Genomic DNA, 14,004 nt, shown 5'->3' with positions numbered 1-14,004 from the left:
GATGAAAACCAACAGAGCCAACAGGCAGATAGGCCAGACGTTTCATTTTTCTCCGTTCTCAAGAAAACAGAAACAGGTCCTGACCTGGTGGTGCAAAGAATCCCCGGTTCACGATATGGATGGAGTTATTGCCGATGGAGCAATCCGATCAGGAAAAACAATCAGCATGTCTTTATCATTCGTTATGTGGGCCATGAGTACCTTCACTGGCCAGAACTTTGCCATGTGCGGAAAGACCATAGGATCCTTCCGGAGAAATGTTCTGTTCTGGCTGAAACTGATGCTCCGGTCAAGAGGATATTCCATCACGGATCACAGGGCAGACAACCTTCTGACCATCCGAAAAGACGGAAAAGAAAATTACTTTTACATATTCGGCGGCAAGGATGAAAGATCTCAGGATCTTATCCAGGGAATCACTTTAGCCGGCGTGTTCTTTGATGAAGTTGCCCTGATGCCGGAATCTTTTGTGAACCAGGCAACAGGCCGATGCTCTGTAAAAGGTTCAAAGTTCTGGTTTAACTGCAACCCGGATGGCCCGTATCACTGGTTCAAACAGAACTGGATAGATAAATCTACCGGATATCTGGGAAAAAAAGAAACTGCCCGGAGGATGCAGCAGGCGGCCGCGGAGGGGAAAGATCCTGGTCTGAAAGATATTCTGTATCTCCACTTCACTATGGACGATAACCTGTCCCTGGATGAAGAGATCAAAGCCAGATACAGGAGCATGTACGTTGGAGTATTCTTTAAACGTTATATCATGGGGCTTTGGGCGGCAGCAGAGGGAATCATTTACGACATGTTCGACGAGAACAAACATGTCCAGGATATCAGAGATTTCTATCAGCTGCTGATCAACGGGAACAGGTATGTTTCCTGCGATTATGGTACACAGAACGCAACGGTATTCCTGCTGTGGAATAAAGGAACCAACGGGAAATGGTACTGCATCCGGGAGTATTATTATTCCGGAAGAGACAAAGGTAAACAGAAAACAGATTCAGAATATGCAGACGACCTGAAAGAGTGGCTGGATGGAACCAGGATCAAAGCGATCATCGTGGATCCATCGGCTGCTTCTTTTATTGCAGAACTCCGGAAACGGGGATATAAGGTCCTGAAAGCCAACAATGATGTTCTGGATGGAATCCGGCTGGTTGGAATGTTTCTGAACCTGGAGAAGATTGTCTTTGCTTCTTCCTGTAAAGAAACCATAAAAGAATTTGCTTCTTACATCTGGGATGAGAAAGCCCTGGAAAGAGGAGAAGACAAACCGGTGAAACAATTCGATCATTGTTGTGACGCTGTGAGGTACCTATGCAGCACCATAATCGGCAGAAAAGCAGCACGTTTCCGAGAGATAAGGAGGTGAGAAAAATATACACATTTACAATACCGAGAGAAAGCTTTGACGAGTTAAACCCAGACAAACAGATACTCCGCCAGCTGATCAGCAAACACATCAGTAAGGTGGACCGGCTGAAGAAGAATATGTCCTACTATGAAGGAAAGCACAAGATCCTGGATGAAACCAAACGGGAAAACCGCCTGGTGTGCAATCATGCAAAAGACATCTCTGATACAGCCAGCAGCTATTTCATCGGCAATCCGGTGACGTACAAATCAGAGGGAGACATCAAGGTCCTCACAGACGCACTGGAGGTGGCCGGAGCGGATGAGACAGACGGGGATAACGGCCTGGAGGCATCCATCTACGGCCTGGCCTATGAATATGTCTATGTGAAGGAAAACGAGAATAATCTGCAGACCAAGAACCTGTCTGCGGAGAATACCTTCATGGTAAAAGACGACAGCATAGAGGAAAACGAACTCTTTGCTGTCTATTATTATATCCGGAAAGATGATTCTGAGAAGCTTCCGGACCACTATATGGCCACAGTAGTGACCACAAACTATAAGTACGAGCTGGACATTGAGAACAGCAATACGATCCAGGCAACCACAGAGCCGGCGGTGCCCCATTATCTTGGTGAGATCCCGATCATTGAATACCTGAACAATAAACTGGCCATCGGAGATTTTGAACTGCAGATCCCACTGATCGATGCATACAATGCGCTGATGAGCGATCGTGTGACCGATAAGGAGCAGTTTATTGATGCGATCCTGGCCATCTATGGAACATTGCTGACCGATGAGGACGAACCGAACACTGAGGATGGAGACGAGAGCATCCGAAAGGCCAAAGCCCGTCTTAAAAAGTACAAGGTTCTTGAGATGCCGGACACAGCCAAAGCAGAATATCTGACCAGGACTTTTGATGAAAGCGGTGTGGAGATTCTTAAGAAAGCCATTGAGCAGGATATCCATAAGTTTTCCCACATTCCCTGTATGTCAGATGAAAGCTTCGGAGGGAACGTCAGTGGTGTGGCTATGGAATTTAAGCTCCTGGGCATGGAAAACATCACAAAGATTAAGACCAGATATTATAAAAAAGGTCTGAGAAAACGAGTTCGGATATTCTGTAACTATCTGGCTTTGCATGGGATCAGCATCGATCCATCCGGGATCACGATGACGTTTACCAGAGCATTGCCGAAAAATCTCCTAGAGATATCCCAGATCGTGGCAAATCTGTGGGGAAAGGTAAGCCGTAAGACCTTGCTTTCCCAGGTCCCGTTTGTGGATGATGTGGATGAGGAACTGAAAGCCCTGGAAACAGAGGAAGAAGAGAATCTGAAGCGGCAGCGGGAAGTCTTTGGACTGCAGGACAATACGCCACCGGAGCAGGATTCCGATGATAAGGAAAAAGTAGATGAGTAGGAAATACTGGGAGCAGAGATCTGCCTGGGATATGTATCAGTTTATGGAGGATGCAGAAGAGACAGCAGATCTCATTGCCAGAGTATACCGGAAAGCCTCTCTCCAGCTGGAATATACCGCAAGAGATATCTTTGAGAAGTTCATGACAAAATATGGTCTGTCAGAAACAGAAGCCTGGCAGATTATAAATTCCATACAGGATAAAAACTCCATTGATCAGCTGAAACAGGAACTCCAGAACAGGAAAAAGGACAGTGAGATTCTGAAACAACTGGAAGCTCCGGCGTACCGTGCAAGAATGGAACGCCTGCAGGATCTTATGACACAGGTAGATGCAGTGATGCAGCAGGTATATCAGCAGGAGAAGCAGTTCGATACCAGACTTCTGGAACAGCTTGGAGAAAAAGCCTATTATCATTCCATCTACAATATGCAGAAAGAAACCGGCCTGGCATTCAGTTTTTCTCATGTAAGCAGGAAACAGATCGACCAGGCTCTGCAGATGAAATGGTCCGGAAAACATTTTTCAGACCGTATCTGGCAGAACACACAGCAGCTTGCAGATTCCTTGAAGGATGAATTGCTGATCAGCCTCCTTACCGGCCGGACAGACCGGGAAACAGCGGAATCCATCCAGGCCCAGTGCGGAGGGGGAGCAAAGCAGGCCAGGCGATTGGTAAGAACAGAATCCTGTTACATGGCAGGAGAATTGACTGCACAGAGTTATATTGACTGCGGGATCAAGAATTATCGCTATGTGGCAGTGCTGGATCTTCGTACCAGTGAGATCTGTCGGGAACTGGATGGAAAGGTTTTTTCGGTGAAAGACCGGAAAGCCGGAGTGAACTATCCTCCCATGCATCCATATTGCCGCTCTACAACGATTTCTGTCATAGATGATAAAATCCTCAGGAACATGAAAAGAAGTGCTTACAACCCGGAAACAGGGCGTACAGAGATGGTTCCTGCGGATATGACCTATGAACAGTGGTATGAGAAATACGTCAAAGGAAATCTAAAAGCAGAAGCCCAGGAGAAAGCAGTCAAGAACGCTTCGTCAGACCGGAAGCAGTATGAGCGGTATCGGGAACTTCTTGGAAAAGACATGCCGAAACATTTTGCAGACTTCCAGGAAATGAAGTATAATGAACCTGAGAAGTGGGAACTGCTCAGGACTTATGCACGTTCTGTAGATAAAGGCACGATATCTCCGTTATCTGGATTCGAGAATTATCAGAAGATTTATGATGAAATCAATGAAAAAGTTGTTGGTATAAAGACTTCTGAGGGAACAGCAGTAACCAGACAGAGTAAACATTTCATGGACAGAGTAATCGGAACCATGAAAGATCCAAAAACGGGAAGATCACGATCAGGAGTTACCGTGGAAGGAATACGGGATGCGCTGGAGAATCCGGCGAAAGTATTTCCTACGAGAACGGATCCTGATTCAAGAAAAAGCCAGAAATATATTGGCAGACATGGAACAGTCTCATTAGATCCTGAGACGGGGATTCTGATTCAATGCAATCCAACAGATGCAGACTATGTAAGGAGAATAGCAAATGGAAATGCGAAGATTTGAACTAAAAAAAGAGCAGATCGAATTTCTTAAAGAAATGTATCCTGACAATGAGCTGGTTCAGAGAGTACTGAATTGTGAAAATAATGGAGTATTTGAAGTAGATGTGGATACCAAAATTGATTTTATGCTTTTTGTGGAAGATGAGTCGGTATATTGGATGGACGCAAATTATGAGCCATCAGCGAAAACATATATGCTTGAATCAATAAGGGATGATATTTATTATCAGACCAACTGATACCACCAGTCAGAAATGGCCGGTGGTCTTTTTATACCCATTTTTAAGAAAGAGAGGATCAGAAATGAAGTTTGAAGAAGCATTAAAGGCAATGAAAGCAGGAAGTAAAGCAAAATTACCGTCCTGGGGAGGATATTGGTATTGGAGTCCAGAGAAAGAAACAATCATCATGCACACAAAAGATGGACAGGAACTGGATATCCGGGAAACCCAGAGCGTTGTATATACGCTTCAGAATATTCTTTCTGATGAATGGATCATTGCAGATGAAGTAAACTGTCCGCAGTTGGGCGGAGAAGCAACATTTTCTTTCGGGGAAGCTATCAAGTACCTGAAAAGAGGGTCCAAAGTAGCTCGTAAAGGATGGAATGGTAAAAAACAGTACATTCAGCTTGCAACTGGGATTTCTTATAAGGCAGCAGATGGCGAAGTTGTAAACTGTGAGCACAATGCTATTGGCAACATGGCAGTGGCTTTTGTAGGAACATCTGGTGTGCAGATAGGATGGCTTGCATCTCAGGCAGATATGCTTGCGGAAGACTGGATTTTTGCGGAGGAGTAGAGAATGAAAAACGAAGAATTTTTAAGGCTTTGTAAGGCGAAAGTAGCTGAATATACAAACTCCCATATGGATAAGACCGATGGAAAGCAGATCACAGTACAGGATGTGTACGTGGTATGGAGTTGTAAGACATTACAGAACAGTAAAGCACTTCTGAGCACGACTGTGCCGGATGGAATGTATTATGAGCTGACATATAACGGAGATAAGCACGAGTTATACCTTGATGCTTATAAGAAGTTTCAGAACATGTGCTTTAAACTGTAATTGCGCCGGCGCAACGGAGGGGAGGTGAAGAGAATGAAAGTAAAATGCATCAAAAGATACAGCGACATCTGCTTGAAAGAAATCGTCGAGAAGGGAACTGTTCTGGAAGTAACAGAAAACAGAGGGGAACATCTGATCGGCGAGGGTGTTGCAGAGGCAGTAAGAGAAGCAAAGGCAGCAGCCAAAGGGAAGGAGTAGGTGATCCAATTATCTCCCGATGAGACGCAGGTGAAGCGTCTTATTTTTTATGCCTTTTTCCGCCAGGCGTTAAAGAAGCGGATTCCACAAACTGAATGGCCCGGGCGTGAGAACGAATAGGCTGGGCAGAAAGGAAAAGACATGAGAAACAAAGTGTTCAAAGCAATGTGTAAAGTTCCGATGAACCTGCAGTTATTCGCAGAAGGCGGAGACGGTGCTGGGGCCGGTGAGGGCAATGGCGGCGGATCTGGAGAAGGTACGGGCGGCGAAGGAGATAATCCTCCATCGTTTGATGACTTCCTGAAAACAGGCAGTAATCAGGCAGAATTTGACAGACGTGTCCAGAAGGCAGTCAATACGGCGGTGACGAATGCCCAGGAGAAGTGGCAGGCACTGACGGATGATAAGCTTTCCGAAGCTGAGAAGCTGGCCAAGATGACCAAGGAAGAAAAAGCACAGTACATGCAGAAGAAAAAAGAAAAGGAACTTTCCGACAGGGAGGCAGCAGTAACCAGAAGTGAGCTCATGGCAGAAGCAAAGAACAACCTGTCAGACGAAGGACTTCCGGTGGAGCTTGCAGAAGTACTGAATTATACAGATGCAGATGCCTGCAAGAAATCCATGGAAACCGTCAAAAAAGCGTTCCAGACTGCAGTTGAGAAAGCAGTCGATGAGAAGCTGAAGGGCGGCAAGCCTCCGAAAAAAGCACCAGAAACAAACACACAGGAAGCCCTTGAAAAGCAGGTATACAATGCGATGATGGGTATTTTTTAAAGGAGAGTGAATAAACAATGGCAATCAATACTTTAGCAACAGCAACCTTATTTATGACACAGCTTGATAAGATCGCTGTCCAGGAAGCAACCACTGGCTGGATGGATGCCAATGCCGGTCAGGTGATCTATAACGGTGGATCTGAAGTAAAGATCCCCAAAATGAGCGTTCAGGGAATGGGCGACTATGACCGTGAGGCTGGATACCAGCGCGGCTCCGTTACCCTGGAGTACGAGACCAGAAAAATGACACAGGACCGTGGCCGTCTCTTCCAGCTGGATCCGATGGATATCAATGAGGCAAACTTTATCCCGACTGCCGGTGCAGTTATGGGAGAGTTCCAGAGGACACAGGTAGTTCCGGAGATCGATGCGTACCGTATCAGCAAGCTGGCTACAGAAACACTTACTGCAGATAAAGCAGGAATGATCGGAGAATCTTATGTACCGGGAACTGCTTCTACATCTGCTCTGCGTAAGCTGAAAGAAGGGATCAAAGCGGTAAGAGAAAACTATAACGGAGCTCTTATCTGCCAGGCAACACCGGACTTTATTATGGAGCTGGAACTGGAACTTGCGGGCAAGATCACTGCAGTGACCTTCTCTAAAGGTGGAATTCAGACACAGGTTCCTTCTGTAGATGGTGTACCGCTGGTTTCCACACCTTCCAACCGTATGTACACAGCTATCAAGATCAATAACGGTAAAGATAGCGGACAGGAAAAAGGCGGATATGAAAAAGGAACCTCTGCAAAGAACCTGAACTTCTTCATCTGTCCGGTAACCACGCCGATCGCTGTGACAAAACAGGACATCATGCGTATCTTTGATCCGACAACAAACCAGAAACTGAACGCATGGCAGATGGATTACCGCCGTTTCCATGATATGTGGATTCTGGATAATAAACTGGATTCCATCTATCTGAGCATCCAGGAGGCGAAAGCATGAGGCTGATCCGTAAAAATGTAGAAAGAGAAGCGGAAGGATCTGCAGCAGAAAAGCTGATCAGTGATGGCTTCACACCGATGAAAGAAGCCACACCAGACACGGTACCGGAAGAGAAAATCGGTAAGGATATCGAGGACATGACAGTTGAAGAACTGAAAACTCTTGCAAAAGAGAAAGGACTGACCGGCGTATCCTCCTTGGCAAAAGCGGACCTTCTGGCAATCCTGAAAGGGTGATACGATGGCATCAGCAGAAGATATCAAAAAGCTGAAGATCCTGACTGGAGAAAAGAATGAGGAACTTCTGTCTGTTCTTCTGGATGAAGCTGAAGCTTTCGTGCTGTCCTACACTAACCGCAAACAGTTAAGGACCGGGCTGGAAAAGGCAGTCCGGGATTTTGCTGTGATCGCTTTGAACCGGATGGGAACAGAGGGGGAAAAGTCCAGAAGTGAGGGTGGAGAGAGTTATACCTTTGAGGATGCACCGAAACAGATCTACGACACACTGAACCGGTATCGCCTGGCCAGAGTAGGAGGAAAGACTTATGAGGTTGAGAAGAAGCAGACTTGAGGGATTTTTCCATAAGAAAATGACGGTAAAGAAAGATAAGGAAGGCAGTACCAGCGAGGAATACGGTACTGCCTCTTCTGTTACCGGAGAAAGCTGGCCGGCATCCGGAAAAGTACAGGCTGAGCAGTACGGCCAGAAACTGAATTATATCCGGAATCTCCGGATACAGGGAAGCTATAAAATCCAGACGGATGAAAAGGGCCGGCTGCATTATATCCTGGAAGATGGAACGGATATAGAGGAACGGGACGGGATTTGTTTGTATGTGGCAGCAGATCAGCTTCCGGATTATCGGATCATATCCATCAAACCATATCGTTTTCTGACCATGGAGGTGGAAAAGATATGAGCGTAAATGGATTCGATGAAGTAGAGAAAGCTTTGCAGGAGGTGTCCGAGTTGGACACCCGGCAGGCAGTTGGAGAAGCAATCCGGTTTGTACGGTCAGCAGCAGTTGAGAATTGCCATGCAGATACCGGAGAACTCCGGCAGAGCATTTTTGCGGAAACCACAGAGGAAGAAAACTCTGTCACAGGGATCTGCTGGACAGACAAAGCTTATGCTCCGTACATAGAGTTCGGAACCGGACCGAAAGGCCAGGAGAAACATGCCGGCATCTCTCCGGAAGTAACTCCGGTCTATACTCAACAGCCATGGTGGATCCATGAAAGCCAGATAGACAGAAGAGTGGCTGAAAAGTACCGTTGGCCATATATGGACACGCCGGATGGAAGATTCTATAGATGCAGCGGAAATCCGGCCTATCCGTTCCTGTATCCGGCTATGAAGGATAACGAAGAACAGATCTTAAAGGTGCTGGGCGGAAGCCTTGCGTCAGATTTGGAGGATATATGAAGAATGTAAAAGATCAGGTGTACGCGGCACTGTGCACGGTGTCCGAAAATGTTTCAGATGCTTATCCCCGTTCCTGGGCGGAGGGCTCAACGCTCCAGTATACCGAAGAGCAGAACGATGTATACGAAGCCAGCTCCGATGCTGAAGGAATGAGAGAGGATAAAGCCCTTGTAAGATACCGGATCGATATCTGGAACAATCACAGCACTTCAGAAGCAGCTCTGCAGGTAGATGAAGCGATGAAAGTGACAGGCCTGAAACGGATCGCATGTGCAGATGTGCCGGATCCGTCAGGGATGAAGCATAAACAGATGCGCTACGAAGGGATCATTGATATGGATTCTGACAGCGTGTATTGGAGATAAGGAGGAATAGCGATGTTAGCAAATGGAGCAACATTAGGTTACAGAAAACACACAGCTGGAGAAAACTCTGCAGCTTACACAGATCTTCCAGGACTGAAAGAGATCCCGGAAGTCGGAGTGGAACTGGATAAGGAGGAAAACACCTGCCTTACAGATCCGCACAAGATGTACGAGGAAGGCATTGGAGACCTTCCGGATATGAAGTACAAATGGAAGTACGACAACAGTAAAGCCGGAAGCCCGTACAGGCTTATGAGAGATGCAGCAGACAAAAAAGAGATCTGGGATTTCCAGGAAAAAACAAAAGATGGAACAGTTACCGAGTTTACTGCACAGTTTTCCGTAAAACGTACAGGCGGTGGAGTAAATGGTGTGATCGAGTTTGAGGTGACCATGGCCGTACAGTCTGAGATCAAACAGACAGATCCGGCGTAAGGAGGAATAAAAGATGATGAATTTTGAAGGCATTCAGGATCTGGGCGGAGCTTCTGCCCAGAATGAGACACAGGCTCCAGAGGAAAAAGTAGTCAATCTGGAGGAACAGAAGAAAAAGAGACAGCCCTTTGCTTATTGGAATGTAGGCGGCAGGAGCTTCAAGATGAAACTGAAAGCTTCCGGAATCGGACGCCTGGAAAATAAGTACAGACAGAATCTCATGAATATGATCGATGATATTCCGCCGCTTTCCGTGATGCTGACGATCATCCAGGAAGCAATGTCACCGTGGGAGCATGGGATTGATTATCAGGATGTGCAGAAGCTGTATGACGCATGGATCGATGAAGGGAACAGTCAGCTGGAACTCTATCAGAAGATTTTGATCCCGCTCATGGTGGTATCGGGTTTTTTACCGGAGAAAACAGCGGTATCCCTTCTGGAGGAAATCGAGAACGCCTGATGTCAGAACAGCTCTCGGAGCTGTATCCGGTAGCTCTTGAGATGGGGATCCTGGCGGAAACATTCTGGAACCTTTCTGTAAATGAGATATTCGATACTTTGGCAAATATAAGAAGGCGGTTGCTCAGAGAAGAAAAGCAGCGGATCATGGATAATTTCATCCAGGCCCAGGCCATAGCAGTAGATATCTCAGCGTTATTTGCTAAAGATGGCAAGATAGCCCATCCCTGGGATTATTATCCGGAACTGTTTGAAAAAGAACAGAAGGCATACGAAGAAGCAGAGGAAGCCCGCCAGTGGGAAGAGTACATGGAAAAAAGAAGGGCGTACAACGCCGAATGGAACTATAGACATAATCATTGATTTGTTGAGAAAAAGAGAGGAGGTGAGCCCATGGGAGACACACTTCATAAGATGCAGGTGATAATTGAAGCTACAACAGAACCATTGAAAAAAGGAATGGAAAACAGCCGGCGGGAAGTAAAGAAAAGCGTTGAAGAAATCCAGAAGGAAACTGAGAAAGTAAAGAATCCGTTCAAGGGAATGGAAAGCAAGGCGCTGCAGCCGGTAAGGAATACTCTGAATAAGATCAGGGAAATGCTCAGCAGGAATCCTGTGAAAAATTTCCAGATCAAGGCAGGCATCAAAGTTCCAACGGAAGAGTATGCAGAATTGCAGAAAAATTTATCAAAAGCACAGCAATCATTGGAAAAACTACAAGAAAAACAGCACAAATTTGAAAACACGGGTAAATCTAAAGAGAACCAGCAATGGAAAAGCCTTGTAGTTGATATTACTCGAGCTGAAAAAAAACTCAGTGAATACAAAGATGCTGCAGCCAAAATGGAAACGTCAGGAACTGCTTTTAAACAAACCCCTACAGACGAATATCGTGAAATCAGAAATTCTGTTAAAAGTTTAAACGAAGAAATAGAAAAATATGAAAAAAAAGGTGAAAAGCTTGAGGCGATGGGCGTTAAGAAAGAAAGCAAGCAATGGAGAAGCCTTATATACGATATTGAACAAGCTCGCGGGAAGCTGTTTGAGTATGAAGAAAAAATGAAATCGTTAGAAAAATCAGGAAAATCAACTCAGCAGGTGCCAACAGAAGAATATCAAAAAATACAAAAAGACATTTTGAAAGTAAATAAAGAACTTGATGCTTATCGCGAAAAAAAGAATAAGCTCCAAGCTTTGGGCGTATCAAAAGAAAGTCAGGAATGGAAAAGCCTTACATATGACATTGATCAAGCGAAAATAGCTGTAGAGGAGTATAAAACAAAGGCCAGACAGATGGAATCCTCAAATACAGATGTAAAGCGGCCGGTATCTCTTCCGAAACAGGCATTGAACTTTGGGACAGGAATTTTCAAAGGAATAGGAGCAACTGTTTCGAAGGGGTGGGGAGGCTTTACAAAGCTTCTGGGAGGTGTTGGAAACGTTGCATCTTCCTTCACCGGTGTGATCCGGAAATGCTCCGGTGCTTATGCTGCACTGATCCAGAAGTTCACATCCGGAATCCCGTTTCTTAACAGGACAAAATCTTCGTTCAATGGTCTGGGAACATCCGGACGAGGCTTGACAGGTATACTGAAGACGATCGGAATGACTGCAAAATTTATGTTTGCAAGTTTTGTGATCCGTGGAGCTGTAGATGGCGCAAAGCAGGGATTTCAGAACCTTGCACAGTACAGTGGAGAAACAAACAGAAGTCTTTCTCTGCTGATGTCTTCTCTGACACAGCTCAAAAATTCACTGGCCACAGCCTTTGCACCAATCCTGAATGTTGTAGCACCAATTCTGAACAGTTTCATTCAGACGGTTATCAACGTGGTAAATTCCATAGGCCAGCTGATGGGAGCCCTCACAGGCAAAACCACCATGGTCACGGCCAAGAAAGTCAATCAGGATTATGCTGCAAGTCTTAACAGTACCTCAACGGGTCTGAAGAATAATGTAAAGAACGCGGATACGGCATCAAAAGCGGCAAAACAATATCAGCGCACTCTTCTGGGATTCGACCAGATCAACAAGCTGAACGATGATTCAGACAGCTCCGGATCAGGAGGAACAGGAAGCGGAACGGATACATCACCGCTTGGTGGTGTTAATGATATGTTCCAGACAACGGCCATCAAGAGCCGTTTCAAAGATCTTGCAAAACTGATCAAAGATTCCTGGAAGTCCGGCGATTTTACAGAACTTGGCGCCATGGTCGGCAATAAGCTCAACGAAGCACTGGAACGTATTCCGTGGGGTAAAATCCAGAATACCTGTAACAAGATTGCAAAAAGCATTGCCACTTTTCTGAATGGCTTTATTGAAGTTGCGGATTGGAGCTTAGTTGGTAATACATTCTCTAAGGGACTGAACACAGCCTTTGGATTTGTAGATACCTTTGCAAAGAATTTCCACTGGAACAGTCTTGGGAAAGCTATCGGAGATGGGATTAATGGTGCTCTTGGAGGCCTTGACTGGAATCTGATCAAAGGAACCGTACATGATACCGTATTTGGCCTGGTAAGCACACTGAATACAGCGATTGCGACAACCAATTGGAGTGTAGTTGGAAAAACAGTTGGAGAGTGCTTTAACACACGACTGGAAGCACTTTATACCACAGTTCATAACTTTAACTGGAGAGGCTTGGGCACTGCGCTGGCTGATCTCGTAACCAACACGGTCAAAACCATTGATACTGGAAAAATAGGACAGACCTTATCCGATGGGATAAAAGGCTTTTTTGAATTTGCAATCTCAGCGATCGAACACATGGATTGGTGGTCCATGGGGGACACCATCTATAACAAAGCAAAAGATCTGATGGTAAACATTGACTGGAGCGGAATTGCTGACAGAGTTTTTGAAACGATTGGAGCTGCATTTGGAGGTTTTGCTGCATTTATTGGCGGTATCTTTAAAAATGCAGTTGCAGATGCAAGGAAGTATATTATAAAGCATTTCACAGAAGCTGGAAAATTCACCTGGGAAGGCTTTAAAAATGGTGTTGTGCAGTCATTTAAAGATATAGGAACCTGGATCAAGGCACACATTTTTAAACCATTCATAAACGGATTTAAAAAAGCTTTCGGAATCCATTCACCATCAACAGTCATGCGTACGCAGGGCGGATATGTTATATCTGGCCTGTTCAATGGTATGAAAGCAGGATTGCCAGCTGTACTGTCTTGGATTGCTAAACTCCCAGGGCAGGTAAAAGAGAGACTTGGAAATGCCAAAACATGGCTACGTGGGAAAGGAAATGCTGCGGTCATCGGTCTGAAAAATGGCTGGGAAGCTGTAAGGGAATCAACATTCCTGAGCAGAGTAAAGAAAATCGGTTCTCAATCTTTCAACGCTATCGGAGATATCAAAAGCAAAGTAACGCCGAAAGGCAGGGATATCATCAGCGGAATGAGAACCGGCCTGAATAATAACTGGAGCTCTCTGTCTGGAATATTAAGTAATATACCAGGCAAGGTGGCAAACGCAATTCCAAGCTTATACACAGTTGGCCAGAATGTTATTCAGACTTTTGCAAATGGATTTTCAAGCATCCATATCCCTATGCCACATATCGGCTGGGATTGGGAAGGTGGATCTATAAAAATCGGTAACTTCAAATTTTCGTTGCCACGTTTTAATCTGAGCTGGTACGCAAATGGCGGATTCCCTGGTATGGGAGAAATGTTCGTGGCAAGAGAGTCCGGACCGGAGCTTGTCGGAAGAATGGGAAACCGTTCTGCGGTGGCAAACAATAATCAGATCATTGCCGGAATCCGGGCAGGTGTATTTGAAGCAGTTGTGAATGCTTTTGAAAGCATGCAGGGCAGAAAAGATCGTGGACAGGAACTTCACATCTATCTGGAAGGCGATGCAAAGAAATTGTTTAAGGTGATCCGCCAGGAAGGAAACAACTATCAGAAACAGACCGGAAATCCGGTATTTGGATAAGG

18 protein-coding genes are annotated in these 14,004 nt (G+C 45.5%); all 18 read left to right on the top strand.

What is annotated here, in order from left to right:
• Position 1 precedes the first annotated feature (1 nt).
• Positions 2 to 1,375 carry a PBSX family phage terminase large subunit gene (locus DWX61_RS12360; RefSeq protein ID WP_286188080.1) on the top strand — a complete coding sequence of 458 codons (1,374 nt, stop codon included), beginning with the start codon at positions 2 to 4 and terminating at the stop codon, positions 1,373 to 1,375.
• Entirely contained in the window at positions 1,372 to 2,787 is a 1,416-nt protein-coding gene (locus tag DWX61_RS12355) for a phage portal protein (RefSeq protein WP_286188078.1), read from the top strand. Before DWX61_RS12360 ends, DWX61_RS12355 begins: the two co-directional genes overlap by 4 nt.
• Positions 2,780 to 4,372 carry a minor capsid protein gene (locus tag DWX61_RS12350; RefSeq protein WP_182433997.1) on the top strand — a complete coding sequence of 531 codons (1,593 nt, stop codon included), beginning with the start codon at positions 2,780 to 2,782 and terminating at the stop codon, positions 4,370 to 4,372. The genes DWX61_RS12355 and DWX61_RS12350 overlap by 8 nt, the downstream gene beginning before the upstream one ends.
• Entirely contained in the window at positions 4,353 to 4,610 is a 258-nt protein-coding gene (locus DWX61_RS12345) for a hypothetical protein (RefSeq protein WP_227588774.1), read from the top strand. The genes DWX61_RS12350 and DWX61_RS12345 overlap by 20 nt, the downstream gene beginning before the upstream one ends.
• Positions 4,611 to 4,674: 64 nt before the next feature.
• Positions 4,675 to 5,172, top strand: coding sequence for a DUF2829 domain-containing protein (locus DWX61_RS12340; RefSeq protein ID WP_118625583.1), 498 nt, complete (start codon positions 4,675 to 4,677; stop codon positions 5,170 to 5,172).
• Positions 5,173 to 5,175: 3 nt separating this feature from the next.
• A complete protein-coding gene (locus DWX61_RS12335) occupies positions 5,176 to 5,439 on the top strand; it encodes a DUF6275 family protein (RefSeq protein ID WP_092070786.1) in 264 nt (87 codons plus the stop codon).
• 33 nt (positions 5,440 to 5,472) lie between these two features.
• Positions 5,473 to 5,637 (top strand): hypothetical protein, encoded by a 165-nt coding sequence (locus DWX61_RS18980; RefSeq protein WP_173739707.1) that lies wholly within the window; start codon positions 5,473 to 5,475, stop codon positions 5,635 to 5,637.
• Positions 5,638 to 5,778: 141 nt separating this feature from the next.
• Positions 5,779 to 6,411: a DUF4355 domain-containing protein gene (locus DWX61_RS12330; RefSeq protein ID WP_286188077.1), complete on the top strand. Its 633-nt coding sequence runs from the start codon at positions 5,779 to 5,781 to the stop codon at positions 6,409 to 6,411.
• Between the two features lie 17 nt (positions 6,412 to 6,428).
• Entirely contained in the window at positions 6,429 to 7,361 is a 933-nt protein-coding gene (locus tag DWX61_RS12325) for a hypothetical protein (RefSeq protein ID WP_092070780.1), read from the top strand.
• Positions 7,358 to 7,597: a Rho termination factor N-terminal domain-containing protein gene (locus DWX61_RS12320; protein WP_118625581.1), complete on the top strand. Its 240-nt coding sequence runs from the start codon at positions 7,358 to 7,360 to the stop codon at positions 7,595 to 7,597. The genes DWX61_RS12325 and DWX61_RS12320 overlap by 4 nt, the downstream gene beginning before the upstream one ends.
• A gap of 4 nt (positions 7,598 to 7,601) precedes the next feature.
• Positions 7,602 to 7,931: a phage head-tail connector protein gene (locus DWX61_RS12315; RefSeq protein ID WP_118625579.1), complete on the top strand. Its 330-nt coding sequence runs from the start codon at positions 7,602 to 7,604 to the stop codon at positions 7,929 to 7,931.
• Positions 7,906 to 8,280: a hypothetical protein gene (locus DWX61_RS12310; RefSeq protein ID WP_118625577.1), complete on the top strand. Its 375-nt coding sequence runs from the start codon at positions 7,906 to 7,908 to the stop codon at positions 8,278 to 8,280. Before DWX61_RS12315 ends, DWX61_RS12310 begins: the two co-directional genes overlap by 26 nt.
• Complete coding sequence (locus tag DWX61_RS12305; protein ID WP_118625575.1) at positions 8,277 to 8,786, top strand: HK97-gp10 family putative phage morphogenesis protein; 510 nt, start codon at positions 8,277 to 8,279, stop codon at positions 8,784 to 8,786. The genes DWX61_RS12310 and DWX61_RS12305 overlap by 4 nt, the downstream gene beginning before the upstream one ends.
• Positions 8,783 to 9,151 carry a hypothetical protein gene (locus tag DWX61_RS12300; RefSeq protein ID WP_092070768.1) on the top strand — a complete coding sequence of 123 codons (369 nt, stop codon included), beginning with the start codon at positions 8,783 to 8,785 and terminating at the stop codon, positions 9,149 to 9,151. The genes DWX61_RS12305 and DWX61_RS12300 overlap by 4 nt, the downstream gene beginning before the upstream one ends.
• Before the next feature lie 12 nt (positions 9,152 to 9,163).
• A complete protein-coding gene (locus DWX61_RS12295; RefSeq protein WP_092070766.1) occupies positions 9,164 to 9,586 on the top strand; it encodes a phage tail protein in 423 nt (140 codons plus the stop codon).
• A gap of 13 nt (positions 9,587 to 9,599) precedes the next feature.
• The gene (locus DWX61_RS12290; protein WP_092070764.1) at positions 9,600 to 10,049 is read left to right on the top strand and encodes a DUF6096 family protein; all 450 of its coding nucleotides are present in this window, start codon (positions 9,600 to 9,602) and stop codon (positions 10,047 to 10,049) included.
• Positions 10,049 to 10,411 (top strand): hypothetical protein, encoded by a 363-nt coding sequence (locus DWX61_RS12285; protein WP_092070763.1) that lies wholly within the window; start codon positions 10,049 to 10,051, stop codon positions 10,409 to 10,411. The genes DWX61_RS12290 and DWX61_RS12285 overlap by 1 nt, the downstream gene beginning before the upstream one ends.
• Positions 10,412 to 10,441: 30 nt before the next feature.
• Positions 10,442 to 14,002, top strand: a complete 3,561-nt coding sequence (locus DWX61_RS12280) for a coiled-coil domain-containing protein (protein WP_118625573.1) — start codon at positions 10,442 to 10,444, stop codon at positions 14,000 to 14,002.
• Positions 14,003 to 14,004: the final 2 nt, after the last annotated feature.

The sequence above is a fragment of the Ruminococcus sp. AF20-12LB genome (genome assembly GCF_003478985.1).
Classification (GTDB): domain Bacteria; phylum Bacillota; class Clostridia; order Lachnospirales; family Lachnospiraceae; genus Blautia_A.
This window is presented reverse-complemented; position numbering and strand designations above follow the sequence as displayed.

What these genes read in the sequence shown, in the direction of transcription:
- DWX61_RS12335 (WP_092070786.1), top strand. Translation starts at nt 5,176, where the DNA reads ATGAAAAACGAAGAATTTTTAAGGCTTTGTAAGGCGAAAGTAGCTGAA.
- DWX61_RS18980 (WP_173739707.1), top strand. Translation starts at nt 5,473, where the DNA reads ATGAAAGTAAAATGCATCAAAAGATACAGCGACATCTGCTTGAAAGAA.
- DWX61_RS12360 (WP_286188080.1), top strand. Translation starts at nt 2, where the DNA reads ATGAAAACCAACAGAGCCAACAGGCAGATAGGCCAGACGTTTCATTTT.
- DWX61_RS12315 (WP_118625579.1), top strand. Translation starts at nt 7,602, where the DNA reads ATGGCATCAGCAGAAGATATCAAAAAGCTGAAGATCCTGACTGGAGAA.
- DWX61_RS12285 (WP_092070763.1), top strand. Translation starts at nt 10,049, where the DNA reads ATGTCAGAACAGCTCTCGGAGCTGTATCCGGTAGCTCTTGAGATGGGG.
- DWX61_RS12340 (WP_118625583.1), top strand. Translation starts at nt 4,675, where the DNA reads ATGAAGTTTGAAGAAGCATTAAAGGCAATGAAAGCAGGAAGTAAAGCA.
- DWX61_RS12280 (WP_118625573.1), top strand. Translation starts at nt 10,442, where the DNA reads ATGGGAGACACACTTCATAAGATGCAGGTGATAATTGAAGCTACAACA.
- DWX61_RS12345 (WP_227588774.1), top strand. Translation starts at nt 4,353, where the DNA reads ATGGAAATGCGAAGATTTGAACTAAAAAAAGAGCAGATCGAATTTCTT.
- DWX61_RS12325 (WP_092070780.1), top strand. Translation starts at nt 6,429, where the DNA reads ATGGCAATCAATACTTTAGCAACAGCAACCTTATTTATGACACAGCTT.
- DWX61_RS12350 (WP_182433997.1), top strand. Translation starts at nt 2,780, where the DNA reads ATGAGTAGGAAATACTGGGAGCAGAGATCTGCCTGGGATATGTATCAG.
- DWX61_RS12330 (WP_286188077.1), top strand. Translation starts at nt 5,779, where the DNA reads ATGAGAAACAAAGTGTTCAAAGCAATGTGTAAAGTTCCGATGAACCTG.
- DWX61_RS12300 (WP_092070768.1), top strand. Translation starts at nt 8,783, where the DNA reads ATGAAGAATGTAAAAGATCAGGTGTACGCGGCACTGTGCACGGTGTCC.
- DWX61_RS12320 (WP_118625581.1), top strand. Translation starts at nt 7,358, where the DNA reads ATGAGGCTGATCCGTAAAAATGTAGAAAGAGAAGCGGAAGGATCTGCA.
- DWX61_RS12290 (WP_092070764.1), top strand. Translation starts at nt 9,600, where the DNA reads ATGATGAATTTTGAAGGCATTCAGGATCTGGGCGGAGCTTCTGCCCAG.
- DWX61_RS12305 (WP_118625575.1), top strand. Translation starts at nt 8,277, where the DNA reads ATGAGCGTAAATGGATTCGATGAAGTAGAGAAAGCTTTGCAGGAGGTG.
- DWX61_RS12310 (WP_118625577.1), top strand. Translation starts at nt 7,906, where the DNA reads ATGAGGTTGAGAAGAAGCAGACTTGAGGGATTTTTCCATAAGAAAATG.
- DWX61_RS12295 (WP_092070766.1), top strand. Translation starts at nt 9,164, where the DNA reads ATGTTAGCAAATGGAGCAACATTAGGTTACAGAAAACACACAGCTGGA.